The following is a 24,396-nucleotide window of genomic DNA, read 5'->3' on the forward strand; positions in this document are numbered from 1 at the left end:
CGGATTTCGCCGTTTACTGGGTGATGCCCAGCTTCTTGCAGCCATCCGCATAACGGCCCGAGCAGAGCTGCTCGGCTGAATTGATTTTCTTGTCGATGATCTCCGCCTTCAGGTTCTCCGCCGTGATGACGGCAGGCACGAACAGCCTGGACGGCGTGTTGAACAGCATCGTGTCGGCTTTCGGCGCTTCGCCGCCCAGGAGTTGAAGGGCCACATTCGCGGCGGCGGCCGCTACGATCTCGCTCGGCTTGGAGATCGTGTTGTACTGATCGCCGGCGATGATCAGCTGCAAGGCCGCGATCGTCGCGTCGTTGCCGGTGACGGGCGGAACCGGGTTCATGCCGGCAGCCTTGAACGCCGCGATGGCGCCGCCGGCCGTGCCGTCATTGGCCGCCACCACGCCGAGGATGTTCTTGTTGAAGCGGGTGATCTGGCCGCTGGCCCATTGCTGCGCCTTCGGGGGCGCCCATTCCGGCGTGTCGAATTCCGCCAGTATCGGGTAGCCGCTGTTGTCGAGGCCCTCGTGGATGCCCTTCTTGATCAGGCCCGCGGCCGCGTCGGTCGGCGAGCCGTTGATCTGCAGGACGCCCATGCCGCCCCCGGCGGTGACATTGGATTTCTTCAGGTGCTGCACCAGCGAATCCGCGATGGACTTGCCGATGGCCTGATTGTCGAACGAGACGTAGAAATCGGCCTTCGCATCGGGGATCGGGCGATCATAGGCGATCACCTTGATGCCCTGGCCCTGCGCTTGCTTCACGAGCGAGGCGGCCGCGGCGGAATCGACCGGGTCGAGCACGATCACCTTCGCACCCTGCGAGATCGCGGAGTTGAACTGCTGCTGCTGGCGCGACACGTTCGCATCGGCATTCTGATAGATGACCTTGCAGGTCGGGCAGAGCTTTTCCATCTCGGCCTTGAAGCCGGGGAAGTCGTGCTCCTCATAGCGGGTCGAGGCCTGATCGGGCATCAGGAAGGCCACCGTGGTGTTGGTCACCTTCGCGTTCTGGGCCATGGCAGCGCCGGTTCCGGCGAGCAGGGACAGAGTCAGCGCCGCAAGGCTGCCGAGTTTCCATGAAGACTTGATCATTCGTTTCTCTCCCATTCGTCCTTGTTGTCGGGCGGGCGGACCACCTGTCTCGTGGACAGGACCGTGCCGCTCCCCGGTGCGCCCTCAGCGGAGCACTTCGTCCCGCGGGCCCTCGTGCGCGGCCCGGCCGTTCACTCGTGGATCGAGGTGGTATTGTCTGGCGCCTCCCTGAGAAGACTTGGTCGTCTTGGCCGTCTTGGTCGTCTTGTCCTTCTTGGCCGCGTGGCCGTTGTCGAGCAGAAGGCGCCGGAACCGGGAGGGCGTCATGCCCTTCTCGGCCAAGAATTGTCTGTTGAAATTGGACACATTATTGTAGCCGACCTCGTAGCAGATGCCGGTGATCGAGGCCTGCTCGTCACTCATCAGGATCTGGCACGCGAGATTGATCCGCAGCCGCTTGACGTACTGCACCAGGGACATGCCCGTGTGCTGGCGAAAGGCGCGCGAGAAACCGCTTGTCGATTGGCCGGCAATCGCCGCGAGATTCGCCTCGCCGAAGGGCTGTGTCAGGTTCTCGCGGATAAAGGCGAGCGCCCTGTTGATCCCGACGGACATGTACCCCGACGGGTCAGGCAGGTAGCTGGCGCTGGCCAGCATCCGCGATCCTTTCGCGCGGCTCAGCAATCCGGCGATCGACATGAACAATTCAATGCGGCGCACGCCCTGTGCGCCCATCATCTCGACCATCAGGGGGGCAATCTCATGGCTCGTCTCCCGGCTGAAGAGAACGCCGCGCCGGGAGGATTCCAGGACCGGCGACAGCGCCGCGAGTTCAGGCAGCGCCGTCGTGGCTCCGCTGATGAAGCACTCGCTGAACTGGATGATGCGGCAGCGGAGGGGAACGACCATGTTCTTCGGAACATCGCTCACCCAATTGTGCGGAAGGTTCGGTCCGGTGAGCACCAGATTGCCGGGCTCGAATTCCCCGATGAAGTCACCGACGAAATAGCGCCCCTTGGTGGCAGCCACCTGATGCAGTTCGTATTCGGGATGAAAGTGCCAGCGCACCGTGCGGTAGGGATAGCCGTGCGACCAGGCGGCGAACGACTCGCCAGGCCTTATCTGAACGACTTCGAGATCCGGCTCCATGTCCGTTTCCTCCAGGGCGATGCGGATGGCCGCAGCGCCCTTCGCTCCCAGCCGGCCGACTTTGTCTCGGCTCTTGCTGGCACTCACGGTAATCTCCGGGATCGGCACGTGCCAGCACGTTTTTAAGGTCTCGCCGATACTTTTTTGACATCCGGCGACGAAGGTCTCATCAATATGGATGCAGCATCCTTTTCCGGAATGCCGGGCGGCCCGTGTTCCCCCTGTCGTGCTCGCCTTGCCTGAGGCGGCCGGCCGGGTCCATCGTGACCCGCGTGACCGCCCAGGATGGGCCGATCTCTTCGTGTCCGTTATCATGTTTCATTGAGGCCGTCGCGCCCCGGCAGACCAAGAACGACCTCCGTCCCGGATCGGGATCATCACGGACCGCAGAGGAATCGTCGTGGCGCGTCGCCGCGACGCCGCGCATCACCTGCGCCACACCACCTTTGGGGAGCGCCTAAGGCCCCGCCTGTGTACGGCCGCAGGAACCTGCTCGCCGACGGCTCCCACCCTGAACGAGCATCGGTGAGCAGCCGCAATCATCCATCGAGCGGGTGCAGAGGATCGCATCCTCAGCCGCGGCGACCCTGTTCGGGAGGCCCCATCGGTCAAGATGGGAAGGTCTCGTCATGGCACGGGGCCGACGAAAGCCGAACGTCCGCAGTCACACGGCAAGCAGACCTTCCGAGACGAGCCTCTTTCGAATGAGGCTGATCCCAGATTGACCCTGGCCGGGCGTTCTCCTCTAGCCGCTGGAGACCTCTTCTTCGGAATCCGCCCATGAAACAGATTTACGGCTGTCCCGCCGGACCCGACATTGGGAAGGCTCTCCTTCTTATCCAGCCGAGTTTGGCAGGGTTGCTTGTTTTACCCTGCGGCGGGAACTAACATGTTAACCGATCCAGGTTCGCAACAGAGGAACCAGATCTGGGAAGAACGCTGTCCTAGGAGGATTATATGGCACGCGCCGCTCGCCTGTCTGCACTCGCTTTTTCCGGCCTACTGCTCTCGTCTGTTGCGTCCCTTGCAGCTCCCAAGTCCGTCTCGGGTCCAGGGCCGGATCCGAGCTGCTTCAAGCCATGGAGTGCCCAGACCAAGTACATGCAATGGGACAAGAAGCCCGGCCCCTATCGCATCGCCGTGGTGAACGGCTTCGTTGGCAATACCTGGCGCATCCAGATGATCCAGACCGCCAAGGCTTATGCCGAGCAGCCTGGCATGAAGGACAAGATCAAGGAGCTGAAGGTCGTCTCGACCGGCACCGATGTCGCCGCGCAGCTCGGGGCCATCGAAGACTTCATCAACCAGGGCTACGATGCCATCATCACCATCGCAGTGGCGCCCGAGGGTTTCGATCGCGTGATCCGTCTGGCTGATCGCAACAATGTAGTGATCGTGCCCTTCGACAACGTGCTCGACACGGACAAGGTCATGCAGGTCAACGAAGACCAGCTCGAAATCGGACGCCTCTCGGCGCGGCATCTCCTTAAGGAGCTGGGTCAGAAACGCGACGGCAAGATCCTCGAAGTGCGGGGCTTGCCCGGCAACTCCGTGGACCGCGACCGCCATCTCGGCTTCCGCGAAGTGATGGAGAAAGAAGGCAAGTTCCAGATCGTTGAGGTGGTGGGCAACTGGGACGATGGCACGGCCCAGAAGGCGACCGCCGATGCGCTCGCCGTACACGGCAAGTTCGAGGCCGTGTTCACACAGGGCGGCTCCACGGGATCCGTGCGCGCCATGATGGACGCAAAGCATCCGTTCGTGCCGATGGCGGGCGAAGGCGAGAACGGCTACCGCAAGCTCATCGCACAGCATGCGGGCGAAGGGCTGAAAGGGTTCTCCTACAGCCAGTCGCCGGGTCTCGTCGCCATTTCCATGAAGGCCGCGATCTCGGCGCTCGAAGGCAACCCGATGCCTCAGCTCATCTCGGTGCCGATCCCGGCCGTCGACTACACGACCCTCAAGGACAACGTGAACTACTGGTCGAACCTCTCCGATAACTTCTTCGCAGCCAACGAATTTCCGGCCTGCGGCGTCAACGTGACGGCACCGGAGATCATGGCGAAGGACGCCAAGAACACGCAGTAAGAGGCACGCGGTTGAGGCAAATCGGATCTGGTCCGGACAAAAGTCCGGGCTGGACCCTCCTCTGATTGTTGAAAAGGCCCCATGCCCGCACCAGCGTCATTCTTCGCCCTCGAGAACATCTCCAAACGCTATGGCGGCGTCCATGCCCTGCGGGATGTGGATTTCGCGTGCAACCGCGGGTCGATTCATGCCGTCCTGGGAGAGAACGGCGCCGGCAAATCGACCCTTATGAAGATCATGGCGGGCGTGGTGCAGCCGGATGAAGGCCGCATGACTCTCGAAGGCGCACCCGTCACGTTTCCGAATCCGGCGGCTGCGAACCGGGCCGGGATCGTCTGCATCTTTCAGGAGCTCTCACTCATGCCGGAGCTCACGGTGGCAGACAACATCACCCTGTCGCGCCCGCCACGCCGCTTCGGGTTCATCGACGGCCGCGCGCAGCGTCTGCGTTCGGAGGAGCTGCTCGCCCGCATCGGCTGCGAGGACATCAACCCCTTGAGCCGCGTCTCTGACCTCCCGCTTTCACGGCGACAGATGGTCGAGATCGCGAAGGCGCTTGGCCGCGATCCGAAGCTTCTCATTCTCGACGAGGCCACTTCGGCCCTGACGTCCGCCGACGTGGACCGGGTCTATCGCATGCTGTTCGAGCTGAAGGCGCGCGACCTGAGCATTCTCTACATTTCTCATCGCATGCACGAGATCGAGGCGCTGGCGGATCGCTGCTCCGTGTTCCGCAATGGGCGGCATATCGAAACCTTCGCCAAAGGCTCGCGAAGCAATGACGAGATCGTGGGCCTGATGATTGGCCGCGAGATCGAGGGACAGTTTCCGCCAAAGCTCAGGCGGACACGTCCGGCGCCTCTCATCACGATCCGGGATCTTTCCTGGGAGAGCCGTCTCAACGGCGTCGGGCTCGAGGCGGGGCGAGGTGAGATCGTGGGATTGGGCGGTCTCGACGGGCAGGGTCAGAAGGAGTTGCTGCTCGCGCTGTTCGGCGTGCTGCGGGGTGTTCGCGGGACGGTGACGCTTGAGGGCGAACCAACGGCTGCGACATCGCCCAAGGCCGCAAAGAGCGGACAGGCCCGGATGGCTCTCGTGCCCGAGGATCGCAAGAGCGAGGGACTCATCCTCTCCATGTCGATCGCCGACAACATCTCCATGGCCTCGCTCGACCGTCTCTCGCATGGCATGTTCATCGATGCGGGCCGCACCAGGAGGGCCGTGGAGCGGGCCATCGAGCAGTTGCGGATCAAGACAGGCAATTCCGGTGATCCGGTTTCGACCCTGTCCGGCGGCAATCAGCAGAAGGTCGTCATCGCCAAGTGGCTCGCGACCAATCCCGATATCATCCTTCTCAACGACCCGACGCGAGGCATCGACGTGGGGACGAAGCAGGAGATCTACCGGCTCATGCGCGAGCTTGCGGAGCAAGGCGCCTGCATCCTGTTCTACTCGACGGATTACGAGGAACTGATCGGCTGCTGCGACCGCGTCGCGGTCATGTATGACGGCCGTGTCGTCCGCGAGCTCGAAGGCGAGGCCATCACGGAGCGCAACCTCATCGCGAGCGCACTCAACATCGTCGAGCAGCGGGAGCCGGCTCATGTCTGATACGGTGCTCACTCCGACTGCCGCGGAGCCGCAACTGAAGACCCGCCGATGGGGTGAGGGCTTGGGCCTGCGGTGGCGGCAGCACGCCGGCATCCTCGGCGCGCTCGCGCTCTTCCTCGGGCTCTACCTCTTCTATCAGCTGAATCATCCCCGCGGATTCACGGGACAGATCCTGATCCAGAACGCCAACGAGGTTTTTGCCTTGGCGCTCGTGTCGATGGCGCAGACGGTGCCCGTGCTCATGGCTGGGCTCGATCTTTCGGTCGGCGCCGTGATGACACTCGTGGGCTGCGTCGCAAGCCACCTCGTCGACGGGAGCCCGGCCGAGATCGCGCTCGGCATCGTCGTCTGCATCGCATCCGGCGCCGCATGCGGCTTCGTCAACGGATGCGTCGTGGTCTACGGACGCATCCAGCCCATCATCGCGACACTTGCCACGAGTGCGATCTACATGGGGCTCGCCCTCATCCTGCGGCCGACACCCGGCGGCAAGGTGCAGGAGGACCTGTCCTGGGCTGTCACCAGCGACTTGCGCGAATTCGCGGCAACCTTCGGTCTCTTCGACGATGGCGAGGCGCCCTGGCTGCAGCCCTTTGCGTGGATCCCGGTTCCGCTCGTCCTGCTCGCGCTGATCATCCTTCTGATCTGGGTGCCGTTCACCCGTTCCGTTACGGGCCGCACGGTCTATGCGATCGGGTCGTCCGAGAGCGCGGCCTACATGTCGGGGCTGCCGATCAACCGGGCGAAACTCGCGGCCTTCACGTTGGCTGGCCTTTTCGCCGGTCTCGGCGGCCTGTTCCTGGCGCTCCAGACCTCGTCCGGCAATGCCGACATTCCCCAGGCGGGCGCCTATACGCTGAATTCCATCGCGGCCGTGGTCATCGGCGGCACCTCGCTCCTCGGCGGCACCGGCAGCGCCATCGGATCCATGATCGGCGCTATGGTGCTGCGCACGATCTCCTTCAACTTTCGCATCTTCGACGTGGCGCCCCTGCTGCAGCCCCTGTTTGAAGGGGTCGTGCTTCTCGCCGCCGTGAGCCTCGGCGGACTGAAGCTGCTGCGTCTCAAGAACAAGCTCGAGGTGTTCCGGTGAACAGAACGACCGACACGATCATCGCGCCACGACGTCTGCGCCTCGGGCCCGACGATAAGCCTGTGATCTTCGCGGCCGGCTTTGTCCTGCTCATCTTGCTCGTCGGGACAGGCTATACTGTCTACACGCAAGGCAATGCGCCGCTCCTGCAGCCGCAATACCTCCTGCAGCAGCTTCAGGTCGGATCCTTCCTCGGTATCGTGTCGGCGGGGCTCATGGTGGTCATCCTGCTTGGCCACATCGACCTCTCGGTTCCCTGGACCCTGACCGCAGCCGCCATGATGGCAACGGCCGTCGGCGGTCCCTGGGCCATCCCGGCAGGCATCGGTGTCGGTCTCCTCGTCGGCATCGTCAACGGGCTCGGCGTGGCATATCTGCGCGTGCCGTCCATGATCTTCACGTTGGGCATGAATGCCGTGATGCGGGGTCTGATGGTGGCTCATACGGGTGGCTTTGCCCCGGCGACGGCGGCCACGGACCTGATGCAGTACCTTGCCGTTTCCCGCATCGGCGGCGTGATTCCGGTTGCGCTTCTCGTCTGGCTCGCGGTTTCCATCGTTGCCGTGGCGATCCTCACGCGCACGACCCTCGGACGCGCCATCTATGCCATCGGCAATCGCGAGCGGGCAGCCTATCTCTCGGGTATTGACACGAACCGAGTGATCCTCATCGCGTTCGCGCTTTCGGGTGCGGCGGCCGGCCTTGCCGGCGTTTTGCTCGCCGGGTACTCCACCAAGGCCTATCAGGGCATGGGCGATGCCTATCTTCTTCCGGCCATTGCCGCCGTGGTGATCGGCGGCACCAACATCCTCGGCGGACGCGGGCGCTATCTCGGCACCCTCGTAGGCGTCATCCTGATCGTGCTGTTGAACTCGGTGCTCTCCATCATGCAGATGCCCGAGGCCGGTCGGCAGATCATCTATGGCTGCGTCATCATCTCCATGCTGCTCGTCTACGGGCGTGGAGGCCGTGTAACTGGATGATCGTTGGTCATTCGATCTCATCGAAGGTCAAGAGAGCGCCAGAGGCCGGTTTGCACTCAAGCTGTTTCCACTGGCGTGGAATCACCTCTCTTCTGCGTTGTGCCGCATTGTCTTGCGGTGAACCGGATCCACTCACCGACAATTGCCTTATCCACGATCATCACCGCTGGGGTGAATGCGCCTTGCCCTACTTGGGAGTTCTGGCATCAAGCTGAAGGTCCGGGCTTGTGAAGGGTTTCGGATGCCGGCCATCACGACGTAGGCACATGCACCGGGGCCGGCGTCCGGAAGCCTCCAAGGAAGGAACCCGCGGAACGGTAGGGCGCCGCGGGTGCCGCGCTCATCTATGGAGATTTGGATCCTTCGGGGCGGGTGCGGGATCCGCGCCGATGCGCCCAAGCCAGCGCAGTGGCGGCGTCGATGAGCCGGAGCGGGGCGTCATCGCCGTGGCCGAGTTGGCGCGCAGGGCCCATCGAGGCTCCGTTGACAGGTCATACGCCTCATTCAGCCGCGTGCCCGGGTGGCTGGCGCAGGACCAACAACGGCAACGAACAGCAGGGTGGCAGCGCGTGAGGGCCATCGGTCTCATGAGGTGTCGATCCGGATCACAGCCGTCGGGGCCGAGGGCCGGTGTGCTGGCGAAGACCCGCGCGCAAACCGCTCGATGATGAGCATGCGCCCGCCGCAGCAGGGACAGGGCTGCGCCTGGCGTGATGGCGCTGGGGCGCCGGCCCGGTCTGCGGTCACCGTCTCACAGGGCGGCTCACGCGCACCAAGCAGCCTACGGGCTCGCGTCAGGTTGGTGGCCCGTCCGCTGGGGGCGAAGAGGCCATAATGCCGGATGCGATGGAAGCCGCGCGGGAGCACGTGAAGCAGGAATCGCCGGATGAACTCGTCGACAGCCAGCGTCATCGTCTTGCCGCGGGCGCGGTCTTCGACCCGATAGTCCTTCCAGATGAACGTGACGCCGCTGTCATCGGCGCGGATCAGGCGGCTGTTCGAGATCGCGACCCGGTGGGTGTAGCGGGCCAGGTAAGCCAGAACCGCCTCGGGCCCGGCGAACGGCCGCTTGGCATAGACGAACCACTTGGTCTTGCGCAGAGGCGCCAGGAAGGCCGCGAACGCTTTGGGGTCGGTCAGATCCGCATGGCCGCCGAAGAACCGCAAATGCCCAGCCGCGTGGGCCGTGGCGAGCCTGTCCAGGAGCAGCCGCCGGAACAACTTTGAGAGGATTCTCACAGGCAGGAAGAACTTGGGCCGACATGCGATCCATCGCGTTCCGTCAGGAGACAGCCCGCCGCCGGGCACGATCATGTGCACGTGCGGGTGATGCGTCATCGCCGAGCCCCAGGTGTGCAGCACCGCCGTCAAGCCGATGCGGGCGCCCAGATGCTTAGGATCGGCCGCGATGGTCAGAGTGGTCTCGGCCGCGGCCTTGAACAGGAGATCGTAGATCACGGCCTTGTTCAGGTAGGCGAGATCGGCGATCGCGGCGGGCAGCGTGAACACCACATGGAAGTAGGGCACGGGCAGCAGCTCGGCTTCGCGCTCCGCGAGCCAGTCCCGGGCCGCCGCGCCCTGGCACTTCGGGCAGTGCCGGTTGCGGCACGAGTTGTAGGCGATGCGGGTGTGGGCACAGTCCTCGCAGGCCTCGACATGGCCGCCGAGAGCCCCCGTGCGGCAGCTCTCGATCGCGCTCATCACCTTGAGTTGGCCAAGGCTCACATGCCCGGCATGGGCGCGGCGCCACGCCGGTCCGTAATCACGGAAGATGTCCGCGACCTCCAGCCCTGGACGGGCCATGCCGGCCCCGCCTTACACGGGCGGCTGATGCTCCGGTCTCAGCAGGGTGAGCCGGTCGAGCGGGCTCATGACCGCGCGGATCGTGGAGGTGGCGACGCGGGTGTAGAGCGCCGTGGTCTCGAGCTTGGCGTGCCCGAGCAGCACCTGGATGACGCGAATGTCGATGTGCTGCTCCAGCAGATGCGTGGCGAAGCTGTGCCGGAGCGTGTGCGGGCTCACGCGCTTGGTGATCCCGGCCTGCTGCGCGGCCGCATGGAAGGCGCGGTTGAGCTGGCGCGTGGTGAGGGGGTTGATCGGGTTCTGGCCGGGAAAGAGCCAGACCGGCGGGCGGGCGATGCGCCACCAGGCGCGCAGGAGCTCGAGCAACTGCGGGGAGAGCATCGCATAGCGATCCCTGCGGCCTTTGCCCTGCTCGATGCGGATGAGCATGCGCTGGGAGTCGATATCGCGGACCTTGAGCGACACGACTTCCGACACCCGCAGTCCGGCTCCATAGGCCGCGCTCAGAGCGGCCCTGTACTTGGGCCCCGGAGCTGCCTCCAGAAGGCGAGCCACCTCCGTCGGGCTCAGAACGAGGGGCACTTTGCGTGGCTCGTGGACCAGGGTGAGGTGCCGGGCCAGATCCGCCCGATCGAGGGTAACGGTGAAGAAGAAGCGCAGGGCCGCGACCGCCGCGTTGCGGCTGGGCGGGGTCACGCCGCTTTCGGTCAGGTGCACCTGGAACTGCCGCACCTCCTCGGGCGAGGCGGTCTCCGGCGAGCGGCCGAGGAAAGCCGCGAAGCGTCTGACCTGGCGGATGTAATCGGTACGGGTCTTCTCGACGAAATGGCGCACCGTCATGTCGTCGATCATGCGCTGGCGCAGCGGGCTGATGGCTGTCTCGGTCATCGAGGGCTCCTGTCGTGAGGGGGAGGGACCAAACCCCTCGATCCTCAAGACAGGACCCGGCCCTGTCATCGTGTGCCCTTCAGCGGGTGACCGCCCCTAAGCCATGGTGCCGCCACGCCCGCAGGGCCCTCCCGCGCGAGCGGGTTCGTTCTCTGGCACTCCTGAGACGTAGGCGTTTGGTCCGCTTTCGCACTCAAGAGCCGACATTCATTGGGCACCCAGAAGGTGAATGGTTGACCCTGACTTTTCGGATGGGGATATCATCCGTCAGAACGTTGATGTGAATGGAGCAAGTCACAATCCCACAGGCTTGAGATTGTTGGGACTGGGCGCCTCAGGATGGCCGGCAGGTGCGTGCTCGGGTATCACCTGGTGTCTCGCTCCAGTACTGCTTGTAGCACCGGTAGAACCAGGAGAGATCGTTGAACCCACTGCTGAATGCAATGTCGGCGATGGTGCGCCTGCTCTGCCGAGGGTCAGTCAAAGCTTGGTGGCAGGCGTCCAACCGCGCCGACACGAGCAACTCGCTGAATGTGCTCCCGGTGCTTTCGAACAGTTTCTGCACGTACCGCCCCGAGACCTTCATATGGGCCGCGACCTTGCCGATACTCAGTTCCGGATCGGCCAGATTGTTCGTGATGAACTGTCGGGCGGCCGCAAGCCGTGCCTGTCGAATTCCACCCTGATCGGAACTGATTGATCCCGCCGGCAGGAAGGCCGCTGCGGCTAGATCGCACAAGATCGAGCCGGCCTTGCTCATCGCCTCTGGCGGCAAGGTAGGGATCATCTGTGACAGTGTCACCAGATAGCCTGAGAGCAGGGCTCCCATTCCATCACCGCCCTGCACGCGAACCTGGGTCCGGGCCCGGGAAGTGAGGTGCCTGTCAAGAAGGTTGCGGGGTACATGCAGAATGGTTGACTGGACAGGTTGCGTAATCACAAAGCTGTCGCACTGTTCAGCCGTATCGAACAGCAAGAGATCGCCAGGACCAGCTTCGTACTCCACTCCTTGGTAGACCCCGTGCACCGCTCCTTCGTGCAGGTGATGCAGGCAATACGCCGTTTGTGAAAGGCGCGCGACCTCAGACGCGCTGCGGCCCATGCGATGCTCTGGCAGATAGGCCTTGGCCATTTGCACGTCACCGATCCCGTGCAAATCGATCGTTGCATGGAACGGGCCGGAGTCAGTTCGCTCAGCCCACAGCCCGAACCAAGTCTCACAAACAATCTCACGCCAGTACGCGAACTGATGCGCAGGAGTGGCGAGAGCGCTCATCTCAATGCGGGTTTGCATGAGCCTCCTAGACGATCAAGATACTGTCAGGCTCGGTCAGCGGCTAATCTCATCAGAGACTGTTCCTCAGTTACACAGCCCAGAGATCATTCGAGCGCCTGCCCCTACGAATACGGCGATGCAGTTCGCCGACGTCCATATTGCAGTTCGTCTCACACCAAGACACGCCGCACCTCTCCGATCATGCTCAAGCTTGGACGGGCGACGTCATAACGTCAAGTCAGGCCGTCTTCCGATCATCTGGAAGCGGAGGATAGTCCCGGCCGCTTGGCGACTTTATCGCCACAGGCGTGTGCTGATCCAGGGCCGAATTCGATGTTACTTTGATGCGCAAGAAACCACATCGAAAATCGAGCAATAATCTGTGGTGGCGCCTGCATGGAGTTTGGACTCAATGACAGGATGGCCGTGCCCTAAGCCACCCACCGGCAAGCTGATCATCTGGCATGCGAGATAGCGTGAGACGAGCGAGCCGTCACGCCAACCGGCTCCTGGTCGCTTTGGAGCCAGACGATCGCGTCTACCTTGAGCCCCATCTCGAGATGGTCAGCCTGAGACGAGGGCAGATCATTTGCGAGGCGGGCGAGGCACTGCACTATGCCTACTTTCCTCATGATGCTGTGATCTCTCTGGTTGCCGTCATGGAAAATGGCAGCACGGCGGAGATGGCCGTCTGCGGCCGGGAAGGTGTGGTGGGTCTTATTCCAGCATCGGTCACGCGCCAGGCCTTTGGAAACTACGTTGTGCAGATGCGGGGGACCGCCTCTCGGATCTCCTTGGATCAGCTACAAGCGGTACTCCAAGCACGTCCCCTGGTCGCACGGCTGATAAACCGCTTCGCCGAGGCCATGCAGGCGCGCATCCTGCAATCAGTCGCGTGCAATACAGTTCACAGTGTCGAGCAGCGCCTGTGCCGCTGGATCCTGAGCACCCGTCACAGAACGGATGAAGTCGTCCTGCCGCTCACTCATGAGCTTCTGGCGGAACGTTTTGGTGTGCAACGCTCCACGGTCACCACCATCATGGGCAAACTCCAGGCCGCCGGAGTGATCCAACAGGTGAGGGGCGGCATCACCATAGCTGACAGTGTTAAGCTCGAACAAAGCTCCTGCGAGTGCTACCGGAGGCTACGGACAACCTTTGAGCGCTTGCTGCCACATACATTCACCGCAGAGTGAGGCGGGATGGGTCCCGAAAGTGGGTCGTCGCCCTGCCCGTCAGCAACTCCGCGCAAAGGCGCCGGGCGTCATCCCCACAGACCGGGTGAATGCCACGTTGAAGGCGCTGGCGGAGGCATAGCCGACCCGCGCGGCAATCTCGATGAGCGGCGCCGTCCGGCGAAGTAGCATGTCCTTGGCGAGTGCCATGCGCCAGCTCGTCACATATTCCATGGGCGGCACGCCCACCTCGCGCCGAAAGCGGTCGAAAAAGGCCGAGCGTGACATCGCAGCCGCTTCAGCCAGCTCCTCGACGGAGATGTCACCGCCTGGGTTCTCATGGATGTGTCGCAGGGCAGGAGCCAGTCGGCTGTCGGCAAGACCGCGCAGTAATCCGGGAGATATCGTCGGGTTTCCCGCGCTGCGTAGTGCGTCGATGAACAGAACCTCCAGTAACCGGGTCAGGATCATCTCTCGGGCTGCTCGCAGACCGACTGTTTCGGCATGGATCATCCGCACCAGATCCGTGAGCCTGCTCTCATTCTGAACATGAACGATATCCGGCAGCAGCGAACCCAGCAACTGCTCGTCGTTCGCCGTGAAGGCACAATGACCTACCAGGGCCGTAACCTCGGCCGCCGCCGCCGGATCGCCCAGGCGAAAGACACCGGGGCTCGTCTCCAGCCGTTGCGGCAGCGTCCCTCGCGGCGGTGGCTGAAGGCTGCTCATGGTGAAGGCATATATTTGCGGGACGAGAACGAAATCCCCAGCGGCGAGCGCAATTGGTGATTGGTCGCTGATTGTGAGCAGACAGTGTCCTTCCACGATCGCACAATAGAACGGGCTTCCGAGCTCCCGGCGCTCCACGAGCCAAGTACCGCCCGCCGTCACCAACTTAGCAATCGAAGGGACGGGCTTGAGAAGCGCGACGATTTCGGCAAGCGGATCCGACATTTCTGGACTTTGGCTCAATAGACAAGGATGATCGAACATAGATCGTCCGATCGGTCTCGTCCATCTTGGTGTTCTCAGCCGGAGACTTCCAATGACGACGAACAACCTGATCGATACCGCTCTTCATATCCCGACCTCGGACGCTGCCCTCACCGTCGCCTACTCGCCGATCCGCCTCGATCTTTCGGGGCGGCAAGCTTTGGAACTGCGCTTGACTGCACCGGCAAGCGGCAACAAACTGCCAATCGTTATCCTGTCGCATGGCTATGGGCCTTCAAACTACCTCCCGTCCAAAGACGGTTACGCACCGTTGGCGCAGTTCTGGGCGGAGCGCGGGTTTGCCGTCATTCAGCCGACGCATGCAAGTTCCCGCGTCGGTGGGCTTCCGGCAGAGACAGAGGGGGCGCCGTTCTTCTGGCGCGAGCGTGTCGAGGAGGTGAGGGCGATCCTCGATCGACTACCCGAGATCGAAGAGCAAGCGCCGGCCGTGGCGGGGCGGCTCGACCATGGAAGCATCGCCGTGGCGGGGCATTCCTTGGGTGGCCACACCGTCAGCCTACTCTTGGGCGCGCGCCTGCATGGCGAGGAATTTTACGATCCCCGCATCTCGGCCGGCATCCTGCTTACGGCGCCTGGCCGGGGCGGAAAGGATCTGACGGAAGAGAATGCGGCACGCTTTCCATTCTTCGATCTCGATTTTGCTCACCTGGTGACGCCGAGCCTCGTCGTATGCGGGGCAGATGACAATCCACGTTTCACGCCGCGCGGTCCTGAGTGGCATGCTGATGCTTATCACGACGGGCCCGGAGCACGAGCGCTGCTCACCCTTCATGGTGTCGGCCACGGCCTGGGTGGCATCGCCGGGCTCGACGCCAAGGAGACCGAGGTGGAGGCGCCGGACGCGCTTGAGGCAACGAAGCGGATGACCCTGGCTTGGTTGAGAACCGTGCTAGGTTATGATGCTGCGGCCTGGGCTTTCGCCTGCGCGGCACTCGCCGGCCCAGCGAGCGGCCTCGGACAGATCGAAGAAAAGTCCTCCAGGTGACTTCAACCCGCTGGAAGGAAGCAATGGCGGCACTGTTTCGAGTGCCGTCAGACCTCTTCCCGTTGGTCAGGCGAGGGAACTCCGCTCTGTGAGAAACCTGACACTGCTCGAGGAGGCAAGCACGCGGCCTCTTGCAGACCTTCGCCCTTCTCCTAAGCTGGGGCCGCACATCGACACAGAAGGGAACGACATCATGACCCACGCCATGCGCTTCCATGAGACCGGAGGGCCCGAGGTTCTCGTCTGGGAAAAAGTTGACGTCGGTCAGCCCGGGCCCGGTGAAGCGCGTGTCCGGCACACGGCCATCGGCCTCAATTACGTCGATACCTATGTGCGCTCGGGCGCCTACCCAGCCTCCCTGCCGAGTGGCCTCGGCACGGAAGCTGCTGGTGTGGTCGAGGCGGTTGGTCCGGACGTGACGGACGTGAAGGTCGGTGACCGCGTCGCCTATTCGGGCGGTCCTCAAGGCGCCTATTCCGAAGAGCGGATCATGCCGGCCGATCGCCTGGTCGTGTTGCCGGACGGAATCTCCGATCAACAGGCGGCCGCGATGATGCTGAAAGGCATGACGGCCCAGTACCTCATCCGGCAGACCTACATGGTCAAGGAAGGAGAGACCATCCTGTTTCATGCCGCGGCGGGTGGGGTCGGCCTTATCGCGTGCCAGTGGGCCAAGGCGCTGGGCGCAACCGTCATTGGCACCGTCGGCAGCGACGAGAAGGCTGAACTCGCCAGCGCCCACGGCTGCGACCATCCGATTGTCTACACGCGCGAGAACTTCGTCGAGCGGGTGAGGGAGATCACCCATGGCAGCATGGTTCCGGTGGCGTATGACTCTGTGGGCAAGGACACATTCTCCGCCTCGCTCGACTGTCTTTCCCCTCGCGGGCTCATGGTGCTGTTCGGGCAATCCTCCGGGGCTGTCGAACCGCTCAACCTGGGTATCCTGGCACAGAAGGGCTCGCTGTATGTGACACGCCCGACCTTGGGAACGTATGCCGCCAAGCGGGCCGATCTTCTGGCCATGGCCCAGGACCTGTTCGCGGTGGTGCTCTCGGGCGCGGTTAAGATCGAGATCAACCAAACCTATCCGTTATGGGAAGCGGCCACGGCCCACCGGGATCTGCAAGCTCGCAAGACCACCGGATCAACAATCCTGACCGTATAGAGGTTCGGCCGAACGCCCGGATCGACCCGGCCGTTAAGGTCGGCTCGTGGCGCTGAGCTGAAACGGGCCAAAGGTCAGCTGAAGAGACGAACACCGGACATTCTCGAAGGGCGGGTGATCGGCAGAGACCGGGCCAAAGGAGACCTTGGCGGGCTGTAAGGACACCTCAGGCTCTCTATCAGAAGCGTATTGGTTGCCCGTCCCAAGCAAAGAATTGCCCGCTATGCGCCGCCGTCAGGGAATTCGTAACGGCGAGCAACCGCTGGGCAGACGACTCGGGCGAGAAGACCTTGTCGGCGTCGATGCCGGCCTGGAATGGATGGCTGAGAGCTGTATCGACCGTTCCAGGATGAAGGGCGATACAGAGCGCCTCCGGTCTTTGGCGGCCAAGTTCGATCGCAAAGGTTCGCACAAACTGGTTCAGGGCCGCCTTCGACGCTCGGTAGCCATACCAGCCCCCAAGCCGGTTGTCTTCGATGCTGCCGACGCGCGCAGAGAGGACCGCAAAGACGCTCTTGCCCGTTTTCGGCACAAGCGGAAGCATGTGCTTGCCCACAAGCGCCGGACCAATCGCATTGATGCGGAAGCTCCGGAGAAGATGCTCCGGATCGAGGTTACGATAGGTCTTCTCTGGTTGGAGGGCGGTATCGTGGAGCAGTCCTGTCGCCACAAGGATGAAGCGCAGGGGAGCGCCCTCAGCAAGCTGCTCGGCTGCCGCGGCTATGGTTGCCTCTCTCTCGATGTCGATCCGTCCCTCCCGCACACCAGCCAAGCTCCGGCCCATCTCTGAGCGGGAAAGCGCATGAACGGTGTCGAACCCTTCGGATGCAAGAAGGTCTGTGACGGCGGATCCGATGCCGCCGGACGCGCCGACAACAACAGCCCGGGCCGGCCGCTCAAGACTACTCAAGATCCATGGGTTTGAGGCGCCTGGCGACATCGCGATTTCCGGTTCTTGCGGCACGGGCTTGTCGCCGAATGATGGACCCTCCGACAGCGTAGCGAAGCAGGCCAGAGTGACACCGGCGTGCAGAAGAAGTCTGGAGCACCGGGCAGGGTGCTCCAGACCGCAGAATTAATTGTTGGGCGGAAGGATCACGGTATCGACGACATGGATGATGCCATTCGAGGCCGCGATATTTGTCTGCGTGACGTTGGCGTCGTTGACCATGACGCCCGAGCCCTTCGTGCTTACGTTCAGAGTCTTGCCGTTCACCGTCTTCGCCTCCTGGAGCTTGGCGACGTCGGCCGCCATCACGCGTCCAGGGACGACGTGGTAGGTCAGGATGGCCGTGAGCTTGTCCTTGTTCTCGGGCTTGAGCAGGTTCTCGACCGTTCCGGCGGGCAGCTTGGCGAAGGCTGCATCGGTCGGGGCGAAGACCGTGAAGGGGCCCGAGCCCTTGAGCGTGGAGACGAGACCCGCTTCATTCAATGCGGCCGCAAGGGTCTTGAACTGGCCGGCCGCGGCAGCCGTTTCGACGATGTCCTGGTCGGCGGCACGGGCACCTGCTGCGCCGGCTACGATGCCGAGAGCTGCAACGGTTGCGATTGCCAGAGTCCTGATCTCGATATTCATCGTTCATGTTCCTTGCACAGGGTGGCTCGGCCGCCCCTCGGCGACCGCGGAGAGCCATGATACCGGCCTCTGATGATCAATTAGAGAGAAAACTGATTTTCGTGCCACTCAATTTATCGTGACATGAACATAGCTTTTCTCTACAGTCAAAAGAACGCCGTCTGAGTTGCTTCAGGCGAAAAGGGAGACGCACAATGCTTTCGGAGACGCTGGCGGCCGGGCTGGGGCAATACGAGATCGGCGCCAAAATCCGAGCTCTGCGCCAGGGAAAGAAGCTCAGTCTTGTACAACTCGGGGAGCACACGAGCCTTTCGCCGGCCATGCTCTCCAAGATCGAGCGCGGGCAGCTCATCCCAACACTGCCGACCCTGTTGCGCATTGCTTTGGTGTTCGGCGTCGGGCTCGACTACTTCTTCGTCGAATCCCCTGACAGGCCCAAGGTCGCAGTGGTGCGGAAGTCAGAACGGATGCGCCTCCCGGACCGCCCGGGGGACGATGTGCCGTCCTACTTCTTCGAGAGCCTCGACTTCCCCGTGACCGACCGCAAGCTGCAAGCCTTCTATGCGGAGTTTCCAGCCTCGTCGAAGGTGTCCGAGTTGCATCAGCACGGTGGCGCGGAACTGATCTACGTGCTCACTGGACGGCTTGTCCTCAGGATCTCCGACAGCGAATTCGTCCTCGACGAAGGCGATGCGATCTATTTCGACCCGAGCGCACCGCACAGCTACCGGTGCACGGATCCCGCTCCCTGCTCGGCTATCGTGGTGACAACGCCGTGAGAGCCAGATTCTGGGCTGACACTGTGAGCAGGCTACCCTCTCTAGAGCATTTTTCGGTGAAGTGGATCCGGTTCACCGTCAAAAAATGCGGCGAGGCAAAGAAGAGAGATGATTCCACGTGAGTGGAAGCAGCTCTAAGGCGCTGAGCGGCCGCTTCTGGCACGAGGCAGACGAAAGCCGAGCCTCGGCAGCCAGGGGGTCGGCTGACCTTCAGTCGGCAATGCCCAACACCTGGGCTTGACCCGTCCCGGCGCATCGCCCAGCCGCCCTTCACAACATGGCGGCCCTTCGTCAGGAGTCATGGCTCAAAAGCATCATTCGGGATGCGCTCGAGCATCGGACCCAAACCTGGGCCCACTTTTCATGTCCGATGCTCAATTCCTTGAGCGGCGCATCGTTCGGCGACGCGACCCTTCCCTCTGACTGCCGACGCGAGCCACAAGGCACGGGCCTGTTGCCGGAAGGGCACATAGAGAACAGCCCCCGGAACCTGCCGAATCAACGGGGATCGATTTCATCCCGCGTGCGCCCGGGTCGCGGCCGATAGCGCGGCAGGCACCAGTCCCAGCGCAGCGCGGCAGCCCGGATCGCGAACGCGGCCCAGAAGCCGCCGGCCAGCGCGTACTCGCGCGCGATCCCGGCCAGCGCCAGGGCGACGAAGATCACCGCTCCGCCCAGCGCCGCCGACACGTAGATCTCGCGGCTGAGGATGACCGGGCTTTCGCCGCCTAAAATATCCCTGACGATGCCGCCGAAGGTGGCCGTGATCACGCCCATCGCGACGGCCGCGATGGGACCCGCGTCCGCCAGCAGCGCCTTCTCGGCGCCGGTCACGGCGAACAGGGCCATGCCGACCGCGTCGCACCACAGCAGGAGCTTGAGCCGCGAGTGCGGGATGTGAGCGAGGAAAAACGCCGTGCAGGAGACCAGCACGCAGGTGACCAAATACGCCGGCTCGCGCACCCAGAACACCGGGAGCGCGTCGATGAGCGTGTCGCGGATCGTTCCGCCGCCGATCCCGGTCGCGGTGCCGAGCAGCACGAAGCCGACAAGGTCCATCTGCTTGCGCGAGGCGACCAGCGCCCCGGTGGTGGCGAACACGACAATCCCGAACCAGTCGAGCAGGGCGGTGAAGGTGTCGAACATCAGGAGCGGTCCATCATGGGGTAAGGGATCAATATCAATTCGTGGAGGCCGTCCAGGGTTGGACGCCGAGCAGGGGCAGGGCCTCACCCGTGACGCGCCGCGTCACCGGGACGGCGTTCCATGCGGATGTGCGGAAGCCGAAGGTTTCCGGCAGGCCGCGCGGCTCGTCAAGGATCGTCAGGAACAGGTAGCGCGGCGCGTCGATGAGTGCGATGCCGACGAAGAAGGTCATCACCTTCTCCTTGGAGTAGACACCGCCGACGACCTTCTCGGAGGTTCCCGTCTTGCCGCCGATCCGGATCGAGCGCGGCGCGCCGGGCGGATGCGGCGGTTTCCGGCTTGATGACGGCCTTGGCCCGGAGGCGGTGGCCGGGGCCGCGTCCGGCCAGGAAGGTCGGGGTGATCAGGTCGCCGCCATTGACCAGGGCTGCCACCGTCATGGCGCCCTCGAGTGGCGTAACCGCGATGCCGTGCCCGAACGCGACCAGCCGCACCGCGATCGCGGCGAAAAGGCCGACGAACCCGAGGGACGCGAGCCGGATGCGGGCGGGGCCGCGCTCGACAGCGAGCTGAAACAGGGACCATGCCATCGTGTCACCCGTCGCATCAGCGGAAGTAGGTGGGGCCGGAAGGCGCATAGGCCTCCCGGTTCTGGATGTCGCCCGGGCTCCCGTCTGCGACGGGAGGAGGCGCCGCTGCCGGCGGCTCGGTGCCGGGCTTGAAGGCCTCAAGGATCGCGCCTGCGCCGGGCGCGCTGCGCGTCCCCGTGAAGGGATCAACCGGGATCAGCTTGATGCCGGCCGGGACGCGAAAGGCGGTGTGCGGCTTGCCAGCGAGCGCCTGCTCCAGGAAGGCGCGGACGATCGGCGCGGCGTGCCCGGCACCGTACGCGGTCTTCCCGAGCGAGCGCGGGCGGTCGTAGCCGAGGAACACACCGACAGCGAGTTCCGGCGCCGAGCCGACGAACAGGTCGGCGGAGAGATGCCAGAGCAGGGCTCCGGCGGCCAGCGAGCCGCTGACCAGAAGGAGTGAGGCCAGGGCCGTGGCAAAGCCGAGGAAGCGGAGGACGAAGCGCATCGCGGGCACACGTGGTTTGGGCGAGTCCTTGCGCTTGCGCGAAGGCACCCGCTCGATGACGAGGGAAGACGAAAGGAGATCCCCTCCGCACGACCGCCGGCGACCGCTCGCGGGAACAAGCAGCCGTGATCGTTCACGCGTCACGCGGTGCGTGAGGCGTCAGGACCACGAGTCCTGTCGCGTGGACGGTCGACCGGCGATCCGGGACGGGTCGCGGCGTGTGTCAGCGATCCGGGCGGGGCCGGACCCGGCGCATCGGGTTCCTCGTCGGCCGCCACGGCGAACGGGACGCATCATGGCTTGCGGGCATTCGGGGAAAGGGCATTGTCAGGCTCCGTCACGGTCCGCAGGCGATGCCGCGGAAGGAGCTCCCTCTGTCATTGGCCTGAGAGCTTCGTCGGGATGCGCAGGGCAGCCGCGACTTTCACCATGGGCGGGAGCAGGATGCTCCACTTTTCAGAGTGTTGCGCAACGAAGCGGTCCTGGATGCCTGAGAGTTTCCGGGGCGGTTGCTCCTTCGGCGGCCAGCGTACTGGCTCTCTCCCGCTCATTGCCAAGGTCAATCTAGCTCGGTTTGTGGCGGAATTGTGTTCGCTGGCAGAAGGCAGGCGGGCACGAAAGCCGCAGATCCGATCCGGAACAGTGGTCAACCTTGGGGGTTCCCATCCTTGCGTGCCGGCCCCTCCAGACAAGTCCGCGCCGTCCAGAGGAGATAGCGATGCCTGACATTGCTGGTTCCGTTCAAGCTTCGGTCCGGGTCGAGCACTCGCTCGACGCCCTGAACTTCTTCCTGGCGGATGTGCGTGACGGCTTAGGCCCCTATTTGGCTGTCTATCTCCTGACGATCCGGCACTGGAACGAAGCCGAAATCGGTCTGATCATGACCATGGCCGGCTTGGCGGCCCTCGTGGCTCAAACGCCGGCTGGAGCGCTGATCGATGCCACGCAGGCCAAGCGGGCCGTGATCGTGATTGCGGCGCTTGTGGTCACGGCCGGATCGCTGCTGCTGCCCTTCCTCTCGTCCTTCTGGCCCGTCGCGATCTCCCAAGCGGCGGTAGGCGCCACCGGCTCGGTGTTCGCACCGGCCATCGCGGCGATCACCCTGGGCATCGTCGGTCACGCTCACTTCGCCCGCCGCACCGGTCGCAACGAAGCGTTCAATCACGCCGGCAATGCCTTCGCGGCAGCCGCCGCTGGCGCGGCCGCGTACCTGTGGGGCCCGGTCGTCGTGTTCTTCCTCATGGCCGCGATGGCACTGGCAAGCCTGATCAGCGTGCTGATGGTGCCGGCCCATGTGATCAATCATGAGCAGGCACGGGGCTTCAGGGACGGCACGATCCCGGCGGGCGACCAGCCTACCGGGATGAAGATCCTGGTCACCTGCCGGCCGTTGCTGATCTTTGCTGTCTGTGCCGCGCTGTTTCATCTCGCAAACGCCGCCATGCTGCCGCTGGTCGGACAGAAGCTGGCGCTCCAGGACAGGAACCTGGGCACCTCCCTGATGTCGGCCTGCATCGTGGCCGCCCAGGTCGTGATGGTGCCCATGGCCATGCTGGTGGCCCACAAGGCGGACCGGTGGGGCCGCAAGCCGCTGTTCCTGGCCGGGTTCCTGATTCTGCCGATCCGTGGCGTGCTGTATACCTTCTCCGACAATCCCTACTGGCTCGTTGGCGTGCAGTTGCTCGACGGCATTGGAGCTGGTCTGTATGGCGCGCTGTTTCCGCTCATCGTGTCCGATCTGATGGAGGGCACCGGCCGGTTCAATGTGGCTCAGGGAGCGGTCGCGACGGCACAGGGCATCGGAGCCTCGCTGTCCACGACCCTCGCCGGCATCCTGGTCGTGAAAGCAGGCTACTCGGCAGCCTTCCTGGTGCTGGCCGGTGTCGCAGGAGCAGGTCTTGTCCTGTTCTGGACGATGATGCCCGAGACCAGGACCCCCGAGACTAGGATCCCGGTCCCCGATGCGACCGCAGAGCAGACGGCTCTCGACACAAAGGCTCTGCCGAGCGGAACCCGGTGATGGAGATCGGCAGCCTGGCCAGTGCGGCCATCTTCATCCTGACCTACGGCGGCGTTGCGCTCGGGCGCATTCCGGGGCTTCGCCTCGACCGCGCCGGCATCGCCCTGCTTGGGGCCGCAGGCATGCTTGCAGCGGGTGTTCTCACACCCGAGGAAGCCTACCGGGCTGTCGATCTCGACACGATCACGCTGCTTCTCGGCATGATGATCATCGTGGCGCATCTGCGGCTGTCCGGGTTCTTTCGCCTGGTGACCGGTTGGGCGATCACTCATGCCCACTCACCCGTGGTTTTGCTGTCCGTTGTCGTCCTGACCACAGGCGTTCTCTCGGCCTTTCTCGTCAACGATGCCGTCTGTCTGGTGATGGCGCCGCTCGTGCTCGATGTGACGACGCGGCTCGGCCGCCAGCCCGTGCCCTATCTCCTGGCTGTGGCCATGGCGTCAAACGTGGGAAGTGTCGCGACCATCACCGGGAATCCCCAGAACATGATCGTCGGTGTGATCTCCCAGATCCCCTATGCGGCCTTTGCGACCTCCCTCGCGCCGGTGGCGATCGCAGGCCTGCTGATCGTCATGATCCTGGTCAGGTTTCTATGCTCGAACGAGTTCCAAAGCCGGAAGGGGCTGGCCGCCGAGCCGGGAGTCTCCCGGATCCACAAGCCGCAGATGAGCAAGGCCATCCTCGTCACCGCGGGTGTGGTCGCTGCGTTCTTCGCCGGCATTCCGGTCGCCAAGGCGGCCATTTCCGGGGCGGCGCTGCTGCTCGTGACGCGGCAGGTGAAGCCGGGAAAGGTGTATCGTCAGATCGACGGCCCGTTGCTGCTGATGTTCGCCGGGCTGTTCATCGTGGTGGCCGGGGCCGAGAAGGCCCTGCTGTCGCCCGACCTGATCGAGGCGGTTCATCACCTGAAACTGGCCGACACCTGGGTTCTGACCGGGGTCACGGCCGCTCTGTCGAACCTGGTGAGCAATGTACCGGCCGTGCTCGTGCTCAAGCCCTTTATCCAGGGACTGCCTGACCAGCAACGGATATGGCTGGTGATCGCCATGGCCTCGACGCTGGCCGGCAATCTGACCATCGTGGGCTCGATCGCCAACCTGATCGTGGCCGAGAAGGCACGCGCGGCTGGCGTCGAGATCGGATTCGGCGCCTACCTGCGCATCGGCGTGCCGGTGACTCTGCTGACGCTGGCGGTCGGAGCATGGTGGTTGTCGAGCCTGTCCGGGTCATAGCGCATGCCGTCGAGGACCAGGCCGACCAACCTGCTCCGGAGCAAAGGTCCCATGGTCAGGGGGACAGGAGACACGGTCAGGGATTGCGCAACTCCGACCCCACCGACGTCCGTGGCAATGCAGACCTCGGCATTGACTCTATCGGCAATTTGGCTGGGTCAGCCGGCTATGTGGCGTAGTACTACAGCCGGGCCTTTCCTCGGTGCCGTGTGCGTTTGCGCCAGTGACATTCGCGCGCCCGCTGCTGATGGCGCCGACGCCACACCGACCAGTGCTCCACGGCCTCAAGCGAGGGCGGCCGCT

20 protein-coding genes, 1 pseudogene and 1 riboswitch are annotated in these 24,396 nt (G+C 63.8%); of the genes and pseudogenes, 10 read left to right on the forward strand and 11 right to left on the reverse strand.

Going from position 1 to position 24,396, the window contains the following annotated elements; translation table 11 throughout:
• Positions 1-13: 13 nt before the first annotated feature.
• Both NF876_RS15460 and NF876_RS15465 read right to left on the reverse strand, forming a co-directional pair.
• Positions 14-1,090 carry an ABC transporter substrate-binding protein gene (locus NF876_RS15460; protein WP_262269681.1) on the reverse strand — a complete coding sequence of 359 codons (1,077 nt, stop codon included), beginning with the start codon at positions 1,088-1,090 and terminating at the stop codon, positions 14-16.
• Positions 1,091-1,303: 213 nt separating this feature from the next.
• A pseudogene (locus NF876_RS15465) lies at positions 1,304-2,179 on the reverse strand (helix-turn-helix domain-containing protein); the annotation flags it as partial.
• 957 nt (positions 2,180-3,136) lie between these two features.
• On the opposite strand from NF876_RS15465, the gene NF876_RS15470 reads away from it, so the two are divergent.
• The 4 genes from NF876_RS15470 to NF876_RS15485 all read left to right on the forward strand — a co-directional run bounded on the left by NF876_RS15470 (position 3,137) and on the right by NF876_RS15485 (position 7,954).
• Positions 3,137-4,267 carry a sugar ABC transporter substrate-binding protein gene (locus NF876_RS15470; protein WP_262269682.1) on the forward strand — a complete coding sequence of 377 codons (1,131 nt, stop codon included), beginning with the start codon at positions 3,137-3,139 and terminating at the stop codon, positions 4,265-4,267.
• Positions 4,268-4,348: 81 nt separating this feature from the next.
• A complete protein-coding gene (locus NF876_RS15475) occupies positions 4,349-5,878 on the forward strand; it encodes a sugar ABC transporter ATP-binding protein (RefSeq protein ID WP_262269683.1) in 1,530 nt (509 codons plus the stop codon).
• Entirely contained in the window at positions 5,871-6,971 is a 1,101-nt protein-coding gene (locus NF876_RS15480; protein WP_262269684.1) for an ABC transporter permease, read from the forward strand. Before NF876_RS15475 ends, NF876_RS15480 begins: the two co-directional genes overlap by 8 nt.
• On the forward strand, positions 6,968-7,954 hold the full coding sequence (locus NF876_RS15485; protein ID WP_262269685.1) for an ABC transporter permease: 987 nt from the start codon (positions 6,968-6,970) through the stop codon (positions 7,952-7,954). The genes NF876_RS15480 and NF876_RS15485 overlap by 4 nt, the downstream gene beginning before the upstream one ends.
• A 585-nt stretch (positions 7,955-8,539) precedes the next feature.
• On the opposite strand, the gene NF876_RS15490 is transcribed toward NF876_RS15485, so the two are convergent.
• The 3 genes from NF876_RS15490 to NF876_RS15500 form a co-directional block, all read right to left on the reverse strand.
• Complete coding sequence (locus NF876_RS15490; protein ID WP_262269686.1) at positions 8,540-9,757, reverse strand: IS91 family transposase; 1,218 nt, start codon at positions 9,755-9,757, stop codon at positions 8,540-8,542.
• A 12-nt stretch (positions 9,758-9,769) separates the two neighbouring features.
• Positions 9,770-10,645, reverse strand: coding sequence for a tyrosine-type recombinase/integrase (locus NF876_RS15495; protein WP_262269687.1), 876 nt, complete (start codon positions 10,643-10,645; stop codon positions 9,770-9,772).
• 334 nt (positions 10,646-10,979) lie between these two features.
• Positions 10,980-11,939 carry a helix-turn-helix domain-containing protein gene (locus NF876_RS15500; RefSeq protein WP_262269688.1) on the reverse strand — a complete coding sequence of 320 codons (960 nt, stop codon included), beginning with the start codon at positions 11,937-11,939 and terminating at the stop codon, positions 10,980-10,982.
• Between the two features lie 542 nt (positions 11,940-12,481).
• Between NF876_RS15500 and NF876_RS15505 the strand changes: the two genes are divergently transcribed.
• Positions 12,482-13,117, forward strand: coding sequence for a Crp/Fnr family transcriptional regulator (locus NF876_RS15505; RefSeq protein ID WP_262269689.1), 636 nt, complete (start codon positions 12,482-12,484; stop codon positions 13,115-13,117).
• A 39-nt stretch (positions 13,118-13,156) separates the two neighbouring features.
• Here NF876_RS15505 and NF876_RS15510 read toward each other — a convergent pair whose 3' ends face one another.
• On the reverse strand, positions 13,157-14,050 hold the full coding sequence (locus tag NF876_RS15510) for an AraC family transcriptional regulator (RefSeq protein ID WP_262269690.1): 894 nt from the start codon (positions 14,048-14,050) through the stop codon (positions 13,157-13,159).
• 91 nt (positions 14,051-14,141) lie between these two features.
• On the opposite strand from NF876_RS15510, the gene NF876_RS15515 reads away from it, so the two are divergent.
• Both NF876_RS15515 and NF876_RS15520 read left to right on the forward strand, forming a co-directional pair.
• Entirely contained in the window at positions 14,142-15,095 is a 954-nt protein-coding gene (locus NF876_RS15515; protein WP_262269691.1) for an alpha/beta hydrolase family protein, read from the forward strand.
• Positions 15,096-15,288: 193 nt separating this feature from the next.
• Positions 15,289-16,263, forward strand: coding sequence for a quinone oxidoreductase family protein (locus NF876_RS15520; protein WP_262269692.1), 975 nt, complete (start codon positions 15,289-15,291; stop codon positions 16,261-16,263).
• A gap of 178 nt (positions 16,264-16,441) precedes the next feature.
• Here NF876_RS15520 and NF876_RS15525 read toward each other — a convergent pair whose 3' ends face one another.
• Positions 16,442-17,203, reverse strand: a complete 762-nt coding sequence (locus tag NF876_RS15525; RefSeq protein ID WP_262269693.1) for an SDR family NAD(P)-dependent oxidoreductase — start codon at positions 17,201-17,203, stop codon at positions 16,442-16,444.
• Between the two features lie 135 nt (positions 17,204-17,338).
• Positions 17,339-17,839, reverse strand: a complete 501-nt coding sequence (locus NF876_RS15530; RefSeq protein WP_262269694.1) for a fasciclin domain-containing protein — start codon at positions 17,837-17,839, stop codon at positions 17,339-17,341.
• A gap of 194 nt (positions 17,840-18,033) precedes the next feature.
• Here NF876_RS15530 and NF876_RS15535 point away from each other — a divergent pair, with 194 nt between their 5' ends.
• Positions 18,034-18,618 carry a helix-turn-helix domain-containing protein gene (locus tag NF876_RS15535; RefSeq protein WP_262269695.1) on the forward strand — a complete coding sequence of 195 codons (585 nt, stop codon included), beginning with the start codon at positions 18,034-18,036 and terminating at the stop codon, positions 18,616-18,618.
• A 498-nt stretch (positions 18,619-19,116) separates the two neighbouring features.
• Here NF876_RS15535 and NF876_RS15540 read toward each other — a convergent pair whose 3' ends face one another.
• The 3 genes from NF876_RS15540 to NF876_RS15550 form a co-directional block, all read right to left on the reverse strand.
• Positions 19,117-19,764 (reverse strand): trimeric intracellular cation channel family protein, encoded by a 648-nt coding sequence (locus tag NF876_RS15540; protein WP_262269696.1) that lies wholly within the window; start codon positions 19,762-19,764, stop codon positions 19,117-19,119.
• 34 nt (positions 19,765-19,798) lie between these two features.
• Positions 19,799-20,065, reverse strand: coding sequence for a penicillin-binding transpeptidase domain-containing protein (locus NF876_RS15545; protein ID WP_315975045.1), 267 nt, complete (start codon positions 20,063-20,065; stop codon positions 19,799-19,801).
• A gap of 305 nt (positions 20,066-20,370) precedes the next feature.
• Positions 20,371-20,841: a hypothetical protein gene (locus NF876_RS15550; RefSeq protein ID WP_373696669.1), complete on the reverse strand. Its 471-nt coding sequence runs from the start codon at positions 20,839-20,841 to the stop codon at positions 20,371-20,373.
• Between the two features lie 467 nt (positions 20,842-21,308).
• Positions 21,309-21,397: riboswitch (glycine riboswitch) on the reverse strand.
• 162 nt (positions 21,398-21,559) lie between these two features.
• On the opposite strand from NF876_RS15550, the gene NF876_RS15555 reads away from it, so the two are divergent.
• Together NF876_RS15555 and NF876_RS15560 are read left to right on the forward strand one after the other, a co-directional pair.
• Positions 21,560-22,861 (forward strand): MFS transporter, encoded by a 1,302-nt coding sequence (locus NF876_RS15555; RefSeq protein WP_262269697.1) that lies wholly within the window; start codon positions 21,560-21,562, stop codon positions 22,859-22,861.
• Positions 22,861-24,093, forward strand: a complete 1,233-nt coding sequence (locus NF876_RS15560; protein ID WP_262269698.1) for an anion transporter — start codon at positions 22,861-22,863, stop codon at positions 24,091-24,093. Before NF876_RS15555 ends, NF876_RS15560 begins: the two co-directional genes overlap by 1 nt.
• Positions 24,094-24,396: the final 303 nt, after the last annotated feature.

The sequence above is a fragment of the Microvirga yunnanensis genome, assembly GCF_025460875.1.

Bases quoted from the DNA above. Each gene is read 5' to 3' on its own strand.
- NF876_RS15495 (WP_262269687.1), bottom strand. From the start codon at position 10,645: ATGACCGAGACAGCCATCAGCCCGCTGCGCCAGCGCATGATCGACGAC.
- NF876_RS15555 (WP_262269697.1), top strand. From the start codon at position 21,560: ATGCCTGACATTGCTGGTTCCGTTCAAGCTTCGGTCCGGGTCGAGCAC.
- NF876_RS15550 (WP_373696669.1), bottom strand. From the start codon at position 20,841: ATGCGCTTCGTCCTCCGCTTCCTCGGCTTTGCCACGGCCCTGGCCTCA.
- NF876_RS15530 (WP_262269694.1), bottom strand. From the start codon at position 17,839: ATGAATATCGAGATCAGGACTCTGGCAATCGCAACCGTTGCAGCTCTC.
- NF876_RS15540 (WP_262269696.1), bottom strand. From the start codon at position 19,764: ATGTTCGACACCTTCACCGCCCTGCTCGACTGGTTCGGGATTGTCGTG.
- NF876_RS15505 (WP_262269689.1), top strand. From the start codon at position 12,482: ATGGTCAGCCTGAGACGAGGGCAGATCATTTGCGAGGCGGGCGAGGCA.
- NF876_RS15510 (WP_262269690.1), bottom strand. From the start codon at position 14,050: ATGTCGGATCCGCTTGCCGAAATCGTCGCGCTTCTCAAGCCCGTCCCT.
- NF876_RS15520 (WP_262269692.1), top strand. From the start codon at position 15,289: ATGACCCACGCCATGCGCTTCCATGAGACCGGAGGGCCCGAGGTTCTC.
- NF876_RS15535 (WP_262269695.1), top strand. From the start codon at position 18,034: ATGCTTTCGGAGACGCTGGCGGCCGGGCTGGGGCAATACGAGATCGGC.
- NF876_RS15470 (WP_262269682.1), top strand. From the start codon at position 3,137: ATGGCACGCGCCGCTCGCCTGTCTGCACTCGCTTTTTCCGGCCTACTG.
- NF876_RS15500 (WP_262269688.1), bottom strand. From the start codon at position 11,939: ATGCAAACCCGCATTGAGATGAGCGCTCTCGCCACTCCTGCGCATCAG.
- NF876_RS15475 (WP_262269683.1), top strand. From the start codon at position 4,349: ATGCCCGCACCAGCGTCATTCTTCGCCCTCGAGAACATCTCCAAACGC.
- NF876_RS15480 (WP_262269684.1), top strand. From the start codon at position 5,871: ATGTCTGATACGGTGCTCACTCCGACTGCCGCGGAGCCGCAACTGAAG.
- NF876_RS15560 (WP_262269698.1), top strand. From the start codon at position 22,861: ATGGAGATCGGCAGCCTGGCCAGTGCGGCCATCTTCATCCTGACCTAC.
- NF876_RS15525 (WP_262269693.1), bottom strand. From the start codon at position 17,203: ATGTCGCCAGGCGCCTCAAACCCATGGATCTTGAGTAGTCTTGAGCGG.
- NF876_RS15515 (WP_262269691.1), top strand. From the start codon at position 14,142: ATGACGACGAACAACCTGATCGATACCGCTCTTCATATCCCGACCTCG.
- NF876_RS15490 (WP_262269686.1), bottom strand. From the start codon at position 9,757: ATGGCCCGTCCAGGGCTGGAGGTCGCGGACATCTTCCGTGATTACGGA.
- NF876_RS15460 (WP_262269681.1), bottom strand. From the start codon at position 1,090: ATGATCAAGTCTTCATGGAAACTCGGCAGCCTTGCGGCGCTGACTCTG.